The sequence below is a fragment of the Luminiphilus sp. nBUS_07 genome (genome assembly GCF_051201685.1).
Taxonomy (GTDB): domain Bacteria; phylum Pseudomonadota; class Gammaproteobacteria; order Pseudomonadales; family Halieaceae; genus Luminiphilus.
Window position 1 is genome coordinate 1,775,511 of record NZ_CP179213.1, and the last position, 14,133, is coordinate 1,789,643.

The 14,133-nt window shown below is 52.2% G+C and carries 16 protein-coding genes; 10 read left to right on the forward strand and 6 right to left on the reverse strand.

The genetic code is table 11. The features are described from left to right. Nucleotides 1-343 precede the first annotated feature (343 nt). Genes ACMAZB_RS07875 through ACMAZB_RS07890 form a run of 4 tightly spaced genes read left to right on the forward strand, consistent with a single transcriptional unit; the run spans nucleotide 344 to nucleotide 4,480 of the window. Nucleotides 344-1,285 (forward strand): MBL fold metallo-hydrolase, encoded by a 942-nt coding sequence (locus tag ACMAZB_RS07875; RefSeq protein WP_435216340.1) that lies wholly within the window; start codon nucleotides 344-346, stop codon nucleotides 1,283-1,285. Beyond that, nucleotides 1,282-2,508, forward strand: a complete 1,227-nt coding sequence (locus tag ACMAZB_RS07880) for an NAD(P)/FAD-dependent oxidoreductase (protein WP_435216342.1) — start codon at nucleotides 1,282-1,284, stop codon at nucleotides 2,506-2,508. The genes ACMAZB_RS07875 and ACMAZB_RS07880 overlap by 4 nt, the downstream gene beginning before the upstream one ends. A gap of 44 nt (nucleotides 2,509-2,552) precedes the next feature. Next, nucleotides 2,553-4,256, forward strand: coding sequence for a SulP family inorganic anion transporter (locus ACMAZB_RS07885; RefSeq protein ID WP_435216344.1), 1,704 nt, complete (start codon nucleotides 2,553-2,555; stop codon nucleotides 4,254-4,256). Continuing rightward, entirely contained in the window at nucleotides 4,253-4,480 is a 228-nt protein-coding gene (locus ACMAZB_RS07890) for a hypothetical protein (RefSeq protein WP_435215932.1), read from the forward strand. The genes ACMAZB_RS07885 and ACMAZB_RS07890 overlap by 4 nt, the downstream gene beginning before the upstream one ends. Here the strand turns inward: ACMAZB_RS07890 and sohB are convergent. Together sohB and nudC are read right to left on the reverse strand one after the other, a co-directional pair. Beyond that, nucleotides 4,477-5,550 carry a protease SohB gene (gene sohB, locus ACMAZB_RS07895; RefSeq protein ID WP_435216346.1) on the reverse strand — a complete coding sequence of 358 codons (1,074 nt, stop codon included), beginning with the start codon at nucleotides 5,548-5,550 and terminating at the stop codon, nucleotides 4,477-4,479. The genes ACMAZB_RS07890 and sohB overlap by 4 nt on opposite strands. 36 nt (nucleotides 5,551-5,586) lie before the next feature. Beyond that, on the reverse strand, nucleotides 5,587-6,393 hold the full coding sequence (nudC, locus tag ACMAZB_RS07900; protein WP_435216347.1) for an NAD(+) diphosphatase: 807 nt from the start codon (nucleotides 6,391-6,393) through the stop codon (nucleotides 5,587-5,589). 182 nt (nucleotides 6,394-6,575) lie between these two features. Here nudC and nhaB point away from each other — a divergent pair, with 182 nt between their 5' ends. Beyond that, a complete protein-coding gene (nhaB, locus tag ACMAZB_RS07905; RefSeq protein WP_435210764.1) occupies nucleotides 6,576-8,081 on the forward strand; it encodes a sodium/proton antiporter NhaB in 1,506 nt (501 codons plus the stop codon). A gap of 61 nt (nucleotides 8,082-8,142) precedes the next feature. Here nhaB and dnaQ read toward each other — a convergent pair whose 3' ends face one another. From dnaQ to ACMAZB_RS07920, 3 genes are read right to left on the reverse strand one after another with little or no spacing between them, the layout of a single operon-like run. After that, the gene (dnaQ, locus tag ACMAZB_RS07910) at nucleotides 8,143-8,862 is read right to left on the reverse strand and encodes a DNA polymerase III subunit epsilon (RefSeq protein WP_435216349.1); all 720 of its coding nucleotides are present in this window, start codon (nucleotides 8,860-8,862) and stop codon (nucleotides 8,143-8,145) included. Beyond that, on the reverse strand, nucleotides 8,859-9,296 hold the full coding sequence (rnhA, locus tag ACMAZB_RS07915; RefSeq protein WP_435210768.1) for a ribonuclease HI: 438 nt from the start codon (nucleotides 9,294-9,296) through the stop codon (nucleotides 8,859-8,861). Before rnhA ends, dnaQ begins: the two co-directional genes overlap by 4 nt. Then, nucleotides 9,293-9,991: a methyltransferase domain-containing protein gene (locus tag ACMAZB_RS07920; RefSeq protein WP_435210770.1), complete on the reverse strand. Its 699-nt coding sequence runs from the start codon at nucleotides 9,989-9,991 to the stop codon at nucleotides 9,293-9,295. The genes rnhA and ACMAZB_RS07920 overlap by 4 nt, the downstream gene beginning before the upstream one ends. 187 nt (nucleotides 9,992-10,178) lie before the next feature. Between ACMAZB_RS07920 and gloB the strand changes: the two genes are divergently transcribed. The 3 genes from gloB to ACMAZB_RS07935 all read left to right on the forward strand — a co-directional run bounded on the left by gloB (nucleotide 10,179) and on the right by ACMAZB_RS07935 (nucleotide 12,624). Further along, nucleotides 10,179-10,946 carry a hydroxyacylglutathione hydrolase gene (gene gloB / locus ACMAZB_RS07925; protein WP_435216351.1) on the forward strand — a complete coding sequence of 256 codons (768 nt, stop codon included), beginning with the start codon at nucleotides 10,179-10,181 and terminating at the stop codon, nucleotides 10,944-10,946. A gap of 153 nt (nucleotides 10,947-11,099) precedes the next feature. Further along, the gene (locus ACMAZB_RS07930; protein ID WP_435210773.1) at nucleotides 11,100-11,705 is read left to right on the forward strand and encodes a hypothetical protein; all 606 of its coding nucleotides are present in this window, start codon (nucleotides 11,100-11,102) and stop codon (nucleotides 11,703-11,705) included. 43 nt (nucleotides 11,706-11,748) lie between these two features. Then, nucleotides 11,749-12,624 (forward strand): trypsin-like serine peptidase, encoded by an 876-nt coding sequence (locus ACMAZB_RS07935; protein WP_435216353.1) that lies wholly within the window; start codon nucleotides 11,749-11,751, stop codon nucleotides 12,622-12,624. On the opposite strand, the gene ACMAZB_RS07940 is transcribed toward ACMAZB_RS07935, so the two are convergent. Further along, nucleotides 12,606-12,914 carry a BolA family protein gene (locus ACMAZB_RS07940; protein ID WP_435216355.1) on the reverse strand — a complete coding sequence of 103 codons (309 nt, stop codon included), beginning with the start codon at nucleotides 12,912-12,914 and terminating at the stop codon, nucleotides 12,606-12,608. The genes ACMAZB_RS07935 and ACMAZB_RS07940 overlap by 19 nt on opposite strands. Before the next feature lie 141 nt (nucleotides 12,915-13,055). On the opposite strand from ACMAZB_RS07940, the gene ACMAZB_RS07945 reads away from it, so the two are divergent. Both ACMAZB_RS07945 and ACMAZB_RS07950 read left to right on the forward strand, forming a co-directional pair. Further along, nucleotides 13,056-13,685: a hypothetical protein gene (locus ACMAZB_RS07945; RefSeq protein ID WP_435210779.1), complete on the forward strand. Its 630-nt coding sequence runs from the start codon at nucleotides 13,056-13,058 to the stop codon at nucleotides 13,683-13,685. Further along, nucleotides 13,686-14,132, forward strand: coding sequence for an RDD family protein (locus ACMAZB_RS07950; protein ID WP_435216356.1), 447 nt, complete (start codon nucleotides 13,686-13,688; stop codon nucleotides 14,130-14,132). It begins immediately after the preceding gene. Nucleotide 14,133 lies beyond the last annotated feature (1 nt).

Sequence of the window (14,133 nt, forward strand, 5' to 3'; positions counted from 1 at the left end):
TTAATAAACTCGTAAGGGGCAGGGTCGCGCAGGCACTCAGAGGACTTTCGTTGGATTGGCTTTAGGATTACGCGCACCTGTGCCTCTCCATAATTTAACATAATATACATTATGCGTATTCATAATGATGCTCATAGGGACAGGCCCTTAAGAGTCGCTGCCATGTATTCCACTACCCGGACTGCGTTTAACCTTCTAACTGCGCTGCATTTAACATCCGATTTTCAGGTTTATTTCATCAGCAATTCAAACACGTAGATTCGATTAGGCACATCCGCCAACATAACTAAACGTTATTAGGTTATAATTAAAGTGCGGACATCTACATTACTCTGGAAACCCAATGCTCATTAAACACTTTTTCGACCCAGATTCTTCCACGCTTTCCTATGTTGTCGCCTGTCCAACCACAGGGCACTGCGTCATTATCGATCCGGTTTTGGACTTTGACTACGCTTCAGGGACCATAAGCACGGAGACTGTAGAAGGCCTGATTGGTTACGTGCGCGACGCGGGACTATCCGTTGACCTGATCTTAGAGACTCACGTTCACGCAGACCATCTCACCGCGGCACCCTATATCCGAAAGGCCCTGGGAGGCCAAATCGCAATTGGTGCGAAGATCACCCAGGTACAGAACACCTTTGCACAGGTTTTCAACGAAGGATCAGATTTCGCTCAAGACGGTAGCCAATTTGACCGCGTGTTTGCTGACGGCGATAGTTTTGAGGTGGGACACTTGAAGGGCGTTGCTATGCACGTGCCAGGCCACACACCTGCCTGCATGGCGTATTTATTAGAAGATGCCTTGTTCGTTGGAGACACCCTGTTTATGCCCGATGCCGGCACTGCGCGATGTGACTTTCCCGGTGGTGACGCGACCGCCCTATTCCAATCTATTCAGCGACTACTGGCTTTACCCGGGGAAACGCGGGTTTTTGTTTGTCATGACTATCAGCCTGAGAACCGGGAACTCGCTTACGAGACCACCGTTGCCGAGCAGCGAGAAAAGAACATTCATGTGGGCGGCGATATTCAGGCGGAGGACTTCGTGTGCATGCGAGAGGCCCGAGATGTGCAGTTAGGCATGCCCTCGCTGATACTGCCGTCCTTACAGATCAACATGCGGGCGGGACTCATTCCTGCAGCTGATAAAGATGACCGGTTTTTTCTTAAAGTACCCTTGAATGGTTTTGGGGGTATAAATATGACTGAACTACCCAAAGAAGCGTCGCCGGCGCCATCAATCGCTGAGCAAGACCTTTTAACAGGAGATCCGAGATGACTGTAGCCAAGCAATACGATGTTGTAATTGTGGGTGGTGGTGCCGCGGGTATCGCTACCGCTTCGAGCATTCTACGCAGAGCTTCTCACCTGTCGGTGGCCATCGTAGAGCCGGCTGACACACATTACTATCAACCGGGTTGGACGATGGTAGGAGCCGGTGTGTTCTCGAGCCACTCAACCTCAAGAGCCATGGCATCAGTCATGCCTAAGGCAGCCAATTGGATCAAGGCTGCAGTTAACATTCTTGACCCTAGTAATAACGCCTTGGAGCTGAGTAACGGCACCAACATCACCTACGGACGCTTAGTGGTATGCCCGGGGTTGAAGCTCAACTGGTCTGGAGTGGAGGGACTTGAAGCCGCTCTCGGGCACAATGGGGTAACCTCAAATTATAGCTATAAAACAGCGCCTTATACGTGGGATCTTGTGCAAAACCTCAAGTCAGGCAAGGCGCTTTTTACGCAGCCACCCATGCCCATAAAATGTGCGGGAGCGCCGCAAAAGGCGCTGTATCTGTCCGCTGACCACTGGTTTCGACAGGGGGTAATTCGCGATATTGATATTAACTTCTTTACCTCTACCCCCGGCCTGTTCGGTGTTGCGCATTATGTGCCGGCATTGATGAAATACATCGAAAAGTACGACGCTGCATTACATCTGCAGCACACCCTCACAAAGATCGATAGCGCTGCGAAGATCGCCACTTTCAGAAATCAGGAGGGCGAGCTTGTAGAGTCTGAGTACGACATGCTCCACGTTTGCCCTCCTCAATGCGCTCCTGATTTCATACGCCAATCTCCCCTGGCGAATTCAGACGGCTGGGTAGATGTAGATCAAGAAACGCTACAGAGTAAACATTTCGAAAATGTTTGGTCTCTGGGCGACGTCATTAGTGCCCCCAATGCAAAAACTGCAGCAGCAGCTAGAGCCCAGGCCCCCGTTGTGGCCACCAACCTGCTCGCTCATGCGGGATCCAGTAACCGGGTAAACCATTACAACGGCTATGGTTCATGCCCTTTAACGGTAGAGCGAGGCAAGATCGTCCTCGCGGAGTTCGGATACGGCGGCAAGCTGCTTCCTAGCTTTCCCAAATGGCTCATTGATGGACAGTATCCATCAGTGCTGGCCTGGCTACTGAAGGCCCAAGCTTTGCCATGGCTTTACTGGAATGCCATGTTAAAAGGACGGGAATGGCTGGTGAAGCCAGAGCAGAACTCCTGATATCCGCAGTGATACGGGGCAGAAAATGAACTGCGGCGATCGGCGTGATTAGACTGCCCTGCCAAGACTGGCTGCGTCACTACAATCGACAAACGATGTGTAGTGATTTTGTGGCGGCTTTAATCGTTACTATCATGCTGATTCCGCAGTCCCTCGCCTACGCACTGTTGGCGGGTTTGCCACCAGAAATGGGGCTGTACGCCAGCATCCTGCCCCTCGTTGCCTATGCGATTTTTGGCACCAGCCGCACTCTTTCTGTAGGACCAGTTGCCGTTGTTTCTTTGATGACAGCGACTGCGGTGGGCAAAGTGGCCCACCAGGGCACCGTTGACTACGCGACGGCTGCGATCGCCTTAGCGCTACTCAGCGGGCTCGTCCTGTTGCTTCTGGGCTTTCTCCGCTTTGGTTTTGTCACTAATTTTTTATCTCATCCCGTTGTATCCGGATTTATTACAGCGTCGGGAATTATCATTGCCCTCAGCCAGCTCAGTCATATTCTTGGTATCGATGCTCCCGGTGAGACATTACCTGAGCTGCTGCACGCCCTTGCGATCAAACTTAGCATGACTAACTTACACACCTTGGCTGTCGGATCATTCTGCCTGCTCTTTTTATACTTGAGTCGTCGGTATTTAGCCGCGCTATTAACGCAACTTGGGCTGAGTCAATTGCTATCGGAGACGCTCGCCAAAACCGCCCCCGTTGCAGCCATAATTATGAGCATTCTCATTGCGTACGCGGCAGACCTCGATAGTAAAGGTGTAGCTGTAGTGGGGACCATCCCGCAGGGGCTGCCGGCTTTTGCACAACCACATATTAATTGGGAAGTGTTTAACGACTTGATACTTCCGGCATTTCTCATTGCTCTCATAGGGTTCATCGAGTCGGTGTCGGTAGGGCGTACCCTGGGGGCTAAGCGCCGTGAACGTATTGACGCCAATCAAGAACTTATTGGCTTAGGTGCCGCAAACGTCGCCTCTGCATTCTCTGGTGGGTTTCCCGTTACCGGGGGTTTCTCCCGGTCAGTTGTCAACTTTGATGCCGGTGCTAAAACCCAAGCGGCCTCTGCATTTACGGCTCTGGGCATTGCAATCGCAGCTTTATTACTAACACCAGCGCTTTACTACCTGCCCAAAGCGACCCTAGCCGCCACTATCGTAATAGCTGTCAGCAGTCTCATTGACTGGAGAATCGTTAGGGACGCCTGGCATTACGATCACGCAGACTTCTTGGCCATTGCGATCACGATATTACTGACTCTGCTGCTGGGCGTTGAGATTGGTGTTATTTCTGGCGTTACTGCCAGTATTGCACTTCATTTGTACAGAACCATGCGTCCTCATTTCGCCATCGTTGGGACCGTGCCGGGCACCGAGCATTATCGAAATATCGACCGTCATGAGGTGCAGACTCACGCCAATATCCTGTCCATTAGGATCGATGAAAGTTTATATTTTGCCAACGCCGCGTTTCTAGAAGAGCTGGTTGACACCGAACTCGAGCAGCGCGAAGGTGTAGAGCACGTCATACTGATGTGTCCTGCAGTGAATACGATAGACCTGAGCGCATTGGAGGCACTACAGTCAGTCAACACGAGCCTACTGGAACGCAACGTAAAGTTGCACCTTAGCGAGGTTAAAGGTCCGGTTATGGACGCCCTCAAGCGCAGTGCGTTTTTACGACAGCTAGGAGGAAGTGTGTATCTCAGTCACCATGCTGCGGTTCTCGAATTGGCGCTGGAATCATGAATAAACGCGGCAAATTTATCAGCAGCGCTGTTTTGGCCACCACAGTTGTACTGATCGTGTATTTTTTGAGTGAAACCACGAAAACACCGACAGAAAATGCCTGCGAACAAACCCTCTCAGCGGCGGTGCTGGCAACCCCTGGAGAAGATCAAGAAGCGCTGGTCGATAACGCACTGTTGCGGGGAACTCACTGTAGCCGGGCAGAGCGCCCCCCTCCCCCCTAAGGTAAAAACCGGCTGGCTCCCTGTTGCCAAAGGCGCAGAAATGTCCGTTCGATCCCCGCCTCGGCTGCCATACCAAATTTTTCCTGCCAACTTTTTTTAGGGACAAACCGAACTTCAAATGCCTCGGTCTCGGCAAGGCGAGTTTGTAGATAGGCATCCGAGGTGGACAGCTCATCCACAAGCTTTTGATCTAGGGCACGCTGCCCGTACCAAATTTCACCGGTGGCGACAGCTTCAATATCGACAATCGGACGGTTAAGCGCCACAAAGTCCTTAAAGAGATCATAGGTGTCCTCTAAGTCCTCAACAAACTTAGCTCGACCGTCATCAGTATTTTCACCAAACATCGTCAATGTTCGCTTGTATTTCCCCGCTGTTAGCAGCTCAAAATCGACATCATTTTTCTTCAGAAGTCGGTGGAAATTTGGAAGCTGAGCCAGCACACCGATGGACCCTATCACTGCGAACGGGGCCGATATAATTCGGTCCGCCACACACGCCATCATGTAACCACCACTCGCGGCAACCTTATCGACAGCAACGGTCAATGAGGCGCCTGTTGCTCGGATACGTTGCAATTGGCTAGCGGCCAAGCCGTAGCTGTGAACCATGCCACCGGGACTCTCGAGGCACAGCAGGACCTCGTCACCCTGACGAAGTTCTGGTGCGATCGCCGAGATTTCCTCCCTCAGGCTTTCTGTTTCACTGGCTCTAATGTCGCCTTGGAATCGCAGAACGAAAAGTCGGGCAGCACCCTCAGTCTCTTTGCTACTGTCATCGACGTTCTCGCTCTCCTTCGCCTTTTTCTTGGCCTGCTTTTGCTCTGCCTTTGCCGTTTTCTTTTCTGCCTTCTCACGCACTTTTCGACTTTCTGCATGCTCAGTAAATGAGCGGACGGCGTCGTGAAATGCGGTATAGCGGTCGTTAAGTCGGCGGACCTCGATGAAGCCCTCCTCTCCGTCTCGTCGGCGCTGACTCACCGCGGCTATTGCGACAACCACAACAATAATCGCGGTCACTAAAATGACAGCCTCCGCTAGAAAAAGACCGATTTCCTGAAAAAATTCCATTACGACTCCCTTCGAGACGTGAGTAACAGCGAACGATTAAAGCGCTGCAAAAAATTGGTGTATCAGTTGACCTGCGATTGACTGAGGGGGCGGAATCACCGGCAGCGCGTCGCGACTATACCAGTCTGCATGCGCTATTTCGGTAGGGTCAATAACGATGTCACCATCGGCATGGTCCGCAAAGAAGCCCAACATCAACTGACTGGGAAAAGGCCAGGGCTGTGAGGTGAAATATCTTACATTGGTCACGCTGATGCCTACTTCTTCCTGTACCTCTCGGATAACAGCCTGCTCTGCAGATTCACCCGGCTCAATGAACCCGGCAAGAGTACTATGAAAACCTGTGGCACGCCCCGCTGCTGTTGCCAGCAACAACTGCTCGCCTTTACCCACGGCGACAATGACACAGGGATTCAAACGCGGGTAAGAGCTGTGGTTACAGGCTTTACAAGCGAGCGCTTTATTGCCGTCTGTCAGCATGGTTTCAGCACCACAACGCCCACAAAACCGGTGATCTCGCTTCCACGAAAGCATCTGCAACGCTCGACCATAGGCAGCAAAAACGGCATCAGGCACCCGTCCGAAAAGTGAGTATAAATTACCCGAAAGGTGCTCCATCGCGTTTAAGCCCTGCGATTCCACTTCCACGACATAGCTGGGTCGACCGGCCCAATAACCTAAGGGCGCTCCGACACCGACATCACCAAATGCTTGTTCAGCTTCGTGCCGCAGCCAAAATTGGTCGGGTGGACGTTGCAATGACACGACCGCATTGTCTTTTGCAAAGATAAATACATAGTCCCCTGCAGCCGGTGACTCGTCGACGGTTTTTATTTCAAGCATGTCTTTCTCCTGTGCGCCGCCGCATAGTAGAAACCCCAGAGGGTGGGCACAACCCGGCAAAAGTCCATTTCCATGATATCAATTCTGTCTTTTTCCAATAAACTCATTCATTCTCATCGTTTTCCGCCTTTTCAGCGTAATATCCCCAACCAACCCGACTAAAAACAACACAGGGCTCTACCATGCAAGAATCAGCACGCCAGGCGTTTTGGCATAACTTTTTGGGGTCTTCGCCCACTTGGTACAAGCAGGCGATCATCGGCTTTTTAGTTTTAAACCCCATCCTCCTTGCCGTGGCAGGTCCTTTTATTACTGGTTGGGTACTGATCGGAGAATTTATATTCACTCTCGCGCTAGCGCTTCGTTGTTATCCGCTGCAGCCCGGTGGGTTGCTCGCTATCGAAGCCATCGTGATCGGCATGGCTGATCCCCACACCGTTTACCACGAAACCGCGGCTAATTTTGAAGTGATCCTTCTGCTAATGTTCATGGTGGCAGGTATCTACTTTATGAAGGATCTCCTGCTTTTCGTATTTACTAAAATTCTTCTAAACGTACGATCCAAAAAAGTATTGTCGCTGTTGTTCTCGCTGGTTGCCGCAGTGCTTTCTGCATTCTTGGATGCCCTCACGGTCACAGCCGTTCTCATCAGTGTGAGCGTGGGCTTTTATTCGGTTTACCACAAGGTCGCGTCGGGCAAACATCACGGCGAGGATGACCATGATCATGCGGATGACAACAGCGTTCATGACCATCATCGCGAAGACCTGGAGAATTTCCGATCCTTCCTACGAAGTCTCATGATGCATGGTGCCGTGGGTACCGCGCTGGGTGGGGTCTGCACCCTGGTCGGAGAGCCACAGAATTTATTGATCGCGACTGTCGCCGGCTGGGACTTCATTGAATTTTTTATTCTCATGGCGCCGGTAACCATGCCAGTTCTCGCCATGGGTTTAGTGACCTGCCTACTACTAGAAATGACGGGTTCATTTGGCTATGGCGCGCAACTCCCCGCCAGAGTCCGAACCGTCTTAGAGGAGTTCCAGCAAGGAGAAATGGCCAAAGCCAGCCCACGTAGCAATGCAAAACTCGTTATACAGGCTTGCGTCGCCGTCATATTGGTCATTGGCTTGGCATTGCACCTAGCCGCGGTAGGGCTTATCGGGTTACTGGTAATTGTCTTGCTCACTGCGTTTAACGGAATCACCGAGGAGCACCAAATTGGCCATGCTTTCGAAGAGGCCCTTCCGTTTACCGCACTGCTGGTTGTCTTTTTTGCCATTGTCGCTGTGATTCACGAACAGCATTTGTTCACACCAGTCATCGATTGGGTGCTTAACCTAGATGCCAGTATCCGCCCTTCTATGTTTTTTGTCGCAAACGGCGTGCTGTCGATGATTTCTGACAACGTCTTCGTTGCTACGGTATACATCAACGAGGTCAAAGCGGCTCTGGATGCTGGAGAGATTACCCGCGCTGAATTCGACAGTTTAGCGGTGGCGATTAATACAGGGACGAATCTCCCCAGTGTTGCGACGCCCAACGGACAGGCCGCGTTCTTATTCTTGCTAACGTCTGCGGTCGCACCATTGATTCGTTTGTCCTACGGTCGAATGGTGGTGATGGCATTGCCCTACACCGTCGTTCTGGGCTCAGTCGGCCTGGGTGCGGTTTACTTGTTTATTTAGACACACCACAGGGCAGTTTTGCTTTTGGTGGTGTGCGGGATAGGCGCTGGAGAACTTCTGTTCACTGTTCCCGCCACAACACAGTACCGCCACTGTGGGTTGCTATTTGGTCGAGGCGACTTTCGTGGCGGTCCACTTCCTGAGGTGTTGCGCACAACACAGGTAACGCTGCGCGGTCTGCATTGAGCCGTCTGATTCTCCCAATACCCCCAGCACCACCACCCTCCTCGCTCTGCTCATCATGAAGACCAAGCGTGGTCTGCCCACCTGTCATGGTCAGGTAAACGTCAGCAAGGATTTCAGCATCCAAGAGTGCCCCATGCAGGGTTCGGGATGCGTTATCTACGTGATACCGCTGACACAGAGCATCTAGGCTATTTCTCTGGCCGGGATGTTTGGATCGAGCCAATGTTAGGGTGTCGACAACAGAGCACAGCGAGGCGGTATTGGGATGATTACGATCGAGGCGCATGAACTCAGCATCGATGAAGCCCACGTCGAAAGGGGCGTTATGGATGACGAGTTCGGCATCTTCGATAAAGCCAAGGAAGTCCTTAACGATGCGATCAAATGTGGGTTTGTCGGCCAAAAATTCTGGCGTTATGCCATGTACGGCCAAGGCACCCGCATCAATATCCCGCTCAGGTTGTATATATTGGTGAAAGTGCCGTCCTGTCAAGCGACGGTTGATCAACTCAACACAGCCTATTTCAATAATGCGATGCCCCTGACTAACTTCCAAACCCGTTGTTTCAGTATCTAGTACGACCTGCCGCTTCACCCTTTCAGCTCCGATATCCCGCGATTGGCGAGCGTATCCGCCAGCTCGTTTTCAGGGTGCCCACTGTGGCCCTTTACCCAGTGCCAATTCACTTGATGCCGGGTTACCTGTGCCTTCAGCGCCTGCCACAAATCTTGATTTTTTACCGGCTTCCCGGCAGCTGTTCGCCAGCCATTACGCTCCCAGTTGACCATCCAGCGAGTCACACCATCTTTAACGTAAGTAGAGTCGGTTGTGAGTTCTACCGTGCACGTTTCTGATAGTGCCGCGAGAGCTTCTATAGCGGCTGTAAGCTCCATGCGATTGTTAGTTGTAGCACTCTCGCCTCCAAACAATTCACGGGACTCACCCTCAAGCCGCAGTAAGACGCCCCAACCTCCTGGCCCGGGATTGCCCTTACAAGCACCGTCTGTGAACGCTTCAACGTGTTTCATTCAACAGGCCTTAGCGGGCTGCGTGTCGCAGAGCCCCGCGTACCTACCACGGAATTGGGGACCGATAGCCCCATGAGTCGCGCTCGAGTACGCTCAAAAGAATGCATCTTGGTATTACCCCTAACCAGTTTATCAGCGAACATCAGATAGGTTGAGCCCAAAGGTATGTTGTGGTCGACCATCCACTCATCAATGCCAATTAGCCAACGCGCCCAGCGGCTATTACCCGCAGCAGGGATCACGAGCTTGTGGCGCACTGGTGCCACAGCAAAGTCCAACAGTTTTAGCCAATCTTCCAGCCGTCTTGGACCCGGTTCACGACCAGCAGCTGATCGAAAACCTGACCAAAGGCCAGCAACACGCCGCCATAAACCAGCGAGACTCAAGCCATTGGCACCAACGACAAGAAGATGGCCATGGGGCGTCAGTACCCGATGAACTTCCCGCAACAACTGGTGTTGATCAGCACTGAGATCAAGGGCATTCATTACAACCACCACGTCAATGGATTCAGTGGCGATGGGAAGCTCCTCATCGTTTGCATAGATCCCAGTGCAGCCCTCACGGGGATTTTGCTGACGGTCTAACACCTGCGTTACGCGGCGAACCCGCGTCAGGTTGCTGATCGGGATATCCGCGTCGGGACCAATGACTAACAGGTGATACCCAAACCACTGATCGAGAACCACGGTCATGTCCTTGACCAATTGCGCTTTTAGCCGCTGGCCAAGGGGCGTGTGAGCGTACCAATGCTCTAGGGCTGGACGCGGGGACGCTTGCGGGCGGATTGTAAAGAAACGACGCATCGTGGCACGATAGCTGCACCCGGGTGGTTGCGGCAACCCCCCGACTAGTAGTACCCCACCCGTAGCGAGTATGCACATGACGACAATGCTGACTATTGAACCTATCCCGGCCTTTTCAGACAACTATATTTGGCTGCTGCACGACGACACCGACGCGGTGGTCGTTGATCCCGGTGATGCCGCGCCAGTCCTCGAGGCCTTGTCTGAGCGCAGTCTGACGCTGAAAGGGGTTTTGATCACCCACCATCATTTTGACCATGTTGGTGGTATCGCGGAACTTGTAGATGCGACAAAGTGTGAGGTTTGGGCGCCAGCAAATCCAAAAATCACGCCGGTGACCTATCGAGTGAGTGAAGGCGACACGCTTCAGGTTCTAGGGCAGACGCTGCAGGTTATAGAGGTGCCGGGGCACACACTGGATCATATTGCATACCAAGGCGATGGGGTGCTGTTCTGTGGCGATACGCTGTTCGCCGGAGGCTGTGGCCGGGTTTTTGAGGGGACCCACCCAATGATGAGAAGTTCATTGGCTAAACTTCGCGGTCTAAACCCTGACACGAAAATCTACTGTGCCCACGAATATACCTTGGCAAACCTCCGTTTTGCCCTGAGCGCTGATCCTCACAATGCCGCACTTGCAGCGCGCGTAGCAGATTGTAAGTCGCTGCGTGAACGAAACATTCCCACAGTACCGTCGCTGCTAGCTGACGAAATTGCAACAAACCCTTTCATGCGCTGGGACGCAGCCAGTGTCATCGAAAAATTAGTCGCAGAGTCTAGATCTTCTAGCACTGACGGTGATGCGGTTTTTGCGGGGCTACGTGAGTGGAAAGACACCTTTTAAATATGGGAGTCCAAACACTGCGCGTTGGAGGCCGTTGTAAGTGCTAATATTGTAGTCATAAACAAACCGATTGAGGGGCATCACTCACCTCGCTTCGGCCATCACGGCCGCAAGGCACAGCCAATACGTTAAATTGAAAATAAAGGAATCAACATGAAACTCTTAGCCCGCACTATTGCTGTAATGCTTACCTTGGTCGCTCCGGCACTCTATGCTGCCCATCACGAAGGCGGCCATGAACACCACCAGCCCAAAGCCGAGGGAACCCGCGCGGTAGTAGCCACCATCGAAGCAGAAATTTCTGCAATTGATCTTGAAACCAAAGAGGTGACGTTAGTCGGGCCTCAAGGGCAGCACGTTACCGTCGTTGCTCAAGAAAAAATTGTAAAGATCTCAGACCTCAGTGTGGGTGATCGAGTTGCAGCGGAATACTTAGCCTCATTGCATGGCGAAGTTCGTGAGCCAACCGAAGAGGAGCTGGCCAATCCCTGGGTCGTCTTAGAAGACGGCGTTATTGATGAGAACCCTGCCCACCCAGCCGTTGGTGCCGCTCGCCAGGTGCGCGCTGTCTGCTCCATCGAAGCTTTCGATGCTGAGGCGGGATTCGTCATGATAAAAGATAGCCGTGGGAAAATGCACACCGTCGGCGGCATTCCAGCGGTAAAATTTGAAGGCGTATCACTGGGTGAAACCGTCGTTGTTGTTTACACCGAAGCGCTAGCGATTGCGATGCAAAAACTTCCTCAAACCGGAATGTAACAGCCCGCCGTGGATTTGGTGGTGCAGTCATTCAAGGTGTTTTTTGACTGCACCACTGCTTTCAGTCTGGAGTTACATTACCCGTCGACCACTCTACAAGCCTCGCACGCTATCTGCCGCTTGGATGAAGAACCCAAGTGATCAGCATTCAGATAGAAGAGGCCAGCGCGAATCACCAGGCCAAAATCGAGTCAATGCGGAAAGTGCAGCAACAGTTGTGATGCGACGCCATGCATTAGTCGCTTGCTTTTTTTTGGTGTTGACCTGCCAGCAGGCCACAGCGAATCCCACGAAGAATCTATCTCAAGAAATCTTGAGGGCCACGCCCTACCCCTACGCAGCGATTGTTCGCTTGAATATACCGCTACAACGCTTTCACGGCGCTAACGCCTACCACGTTACGGAGGACTGTTCAGGCACACTCGTTGACCGTAACAAGGGCATGATATTGACTGCTTGGCACTGCTTTGACGGCAAAATGGATCTCACCCAACCTCCAAAAGTTTGGCTCAACGGAGCGTGGCAGGAATTACGCCTGGGCGCCCACGGTGGAGGAATGAACCACGACTGGGCTATTGCCTATCTGGTAGACCCAAGCGTCGCTGATGTGTCTGCCATGCCTTTCGCCCTTACCGACCTCGCACCTGGGCGCTCTGTCACCATGTCAGGTTATCAGCGCTCAGGCCTCAAAGCGGACGCTATCTGGTCAAAAATTGCGACCACTTGCACGGTAACTCAACACAGCGCGTCGTGGGTGCAAACTGATTGCGAACTCAACACGGGGGCATCAGGAGGCGCGGTCATGAGCATGAAAGGCGGGCAAGCCAAGCTCGTGGGTATCATATCTGCCAGAGCCGCTACGGGGGGCGTTTGGTACGTGCCACTGTCCCGATTGAGCGCTTATTTTTCACCACCGTGACAGTTCGGTGAATCTGGTACGCCAAGGCTCTCTTGCCACTCGTCGGGGGTGTACAAATGGAGTGCTAACGCATGCACTGGCCCAGCGATGAGGTCACTTAAAAAACCGTAGACAAGCTGGTGACGCCTCACCTTTCTGAGGCCGTTAAACTCACGACTAACCGCGGTGACCTTAAAATGTGTCTCAGAGTTCGCCGGTACGTTATGCATAAAACTTTCATTTCTGACCTCAAGTTCAAGTGGTGACAAGCTGTCAGTGAGTCGAGCTTCTATTTCGTCTTGCACGACCATGGGGCTATACTCCCTTCCTTGAAACCAGCGGACTTGTTAAGAATCTATCTCATTGCATATTACTGCAAGTTAGGCCAGAATTTTTAATGTCGCGAAACATTTAAATTCATTTAATCAGCGGAGTGTTGGGCGATACCACCCATGGAATCCACTTTCGACATCTACTTGACTGGGGAAATTCTTCCTGGATGCAAGCGCGGAGACGCAGTGGCCAAATTGGCGGACCTGTTTAAACTCGATGTCAGTATGGCTGACCAGCTCTTAAATGGAACACGTCGACGGGTGAAAAAACAGTGCAATAAAGCCTCAGCACTCCACTTTCGCAAGATCCTGGCTGACGCTGGACTTCAGGTCGCAGTACAGCGCCATACAACGTCTCAGAGCACCCCCGCGGTAACCGGTTCAGCAGTCCTTGACGGTTCCTCGCAAGAAAAAGCGGTATTTGAGGCTAAGGCGCCGACGATTCCCTCCGAGCTCATTCAGGTTCAATCTCAAGTCGATGCCGACATACCTGTAGATTATGAGCCCATAGACAAGGTGTCCTCACGACCCAGCGACAAACCTTATACAGTCGAGGTTAAGGTTCCTCTAGAAGTTGCCCCTGCTGGCGAACTTTTGCTATCGCCATCGACGATGAAGACTCGCATTTCCTCTGATCAGGCTTTTGATCTCGCCCCGACGGGAGAGTTGATTCCTACCATTAAGCGGGTTTCGAAACCCGTCAACCCAAATACCGATCACCTGCATTTGGCCCCAAGCAAGGACAGCTGAGTGCCCCATCTCGCCAAATCACAGGCTTGGCGCCAGCTGCTCGCTATGGTCTACGATGCCTTTCTTGTGGCGCCATTACTCATGGCCAACGCGTTCGTTCTGGTATCAGTATTTGGACCTACCGATTCTATCGCGAGACCGACGGTTCCAGATTGGATCATGCAAAGCACATCGCTTCTGATCATCATGACGTTCTTCGTCATATTTTGGCACAAAAGCGGCCAAACACTGGGGATGCAAGCTTGGCGCATAAAATTAGTGAACGATCTGGGAAAACCTGCCAGCGTCAAACAAGCCTACATTCGCTGTGTCGCCGCGTGCCTGAGTTTTCTACTCTTTGGCGCGGGCTATTGGTGGATGTTTTTCCATCCACAGAACCGCACTTGGCACGACTTAATTTCAAAAACCCACTTGGAGCGGTTCGCAAAAGAAGCAAAGGCCCAATAGT

Bases quoted from the DNA above. Each gene is read 5' to 3' on its own strand.
- ACMAZB_RS07920 (WP_435210770.1), bottom strand. From the start codon at position 9,991: ATGACCGTGGTTCTCGATCAGTGGTTTGGGTATCACCTGTTAGTCATT.
- gloB (WP_435216351.1), top strand. From the start codon at position 10,179: ATGACGACAATGCTGACTATTGAACCTATCCCGGCCTTTTCAGACAAC.
- ACMAZB_RS07945 (WP_435210779.1), top strand. From the start codon at position 13,056: ATGGAATCCACTTTCGACATCTACTTGACTGGGGAAATTCTTCCTGGA.
- ACMAZB_RS07890 (WP_435215932.1), top strand. From the start codon at position 4,253: ATGAATAAACGCGGCAAATTTATCAGCAGCGCTGTTTTGGCCACCACA.
- ACMAZB_RS07875 (WP_435216340.1), top strand. From the start codon at position 344: ATGCTCATTAAACACTTTTTCGACCCAGATTCTTCCACGCTTTCCTAT.
- rnhA (WP_435210768.1), bottom strand. From the start codon at position 9,296: ATGAAACACGTTGAAGCGTTCACAGACGGTGCTTGTAAGGGCAATCCC.
- ACMAZB_RS07880 (WP_435216342.1), top strand. From the start codon at position 1,282: ATGACTGTAGCCAAGCAATACGATGTTGTAATTGTGGGTGGTGGTGCC.
- sohB (WP_435216346.1), bottom strand. From the start codon at position 5,550: ATGGAATTTTTTCAGGAAATCGGTCTTTTTCTAGCGGAGGCTGTCATT.
- ACMAZB_RS07930 (WP_435210773.1), top strand. From the start codon at position 11,100: ATGAAACTCTTAGCCCGCACTATTGCTGTAATGCTTACCTTGGTCGCT.
- nhaB (WP_435210764.1), top strand. From the start codon at position 6,576: ATGCAAGAATCAGCACGCCAGGCGTTTTGGCATAACTTTTTGGGGTCT.
- ACMAZB_RS07940 (WP_435216355.1), bottom strand. From the start codon at position 12,914: ATGGTCGTGCAAGACGAAATAGAAGCTCGACTCACTGACAGCTTGTCA.
- nudC (WP_435216347.1), bottom strand. From the start codon at position 6,393: ATGCTTGAAATAAAAACCGTCGACGAGTCACCGGCTGCAGGGGACTAT.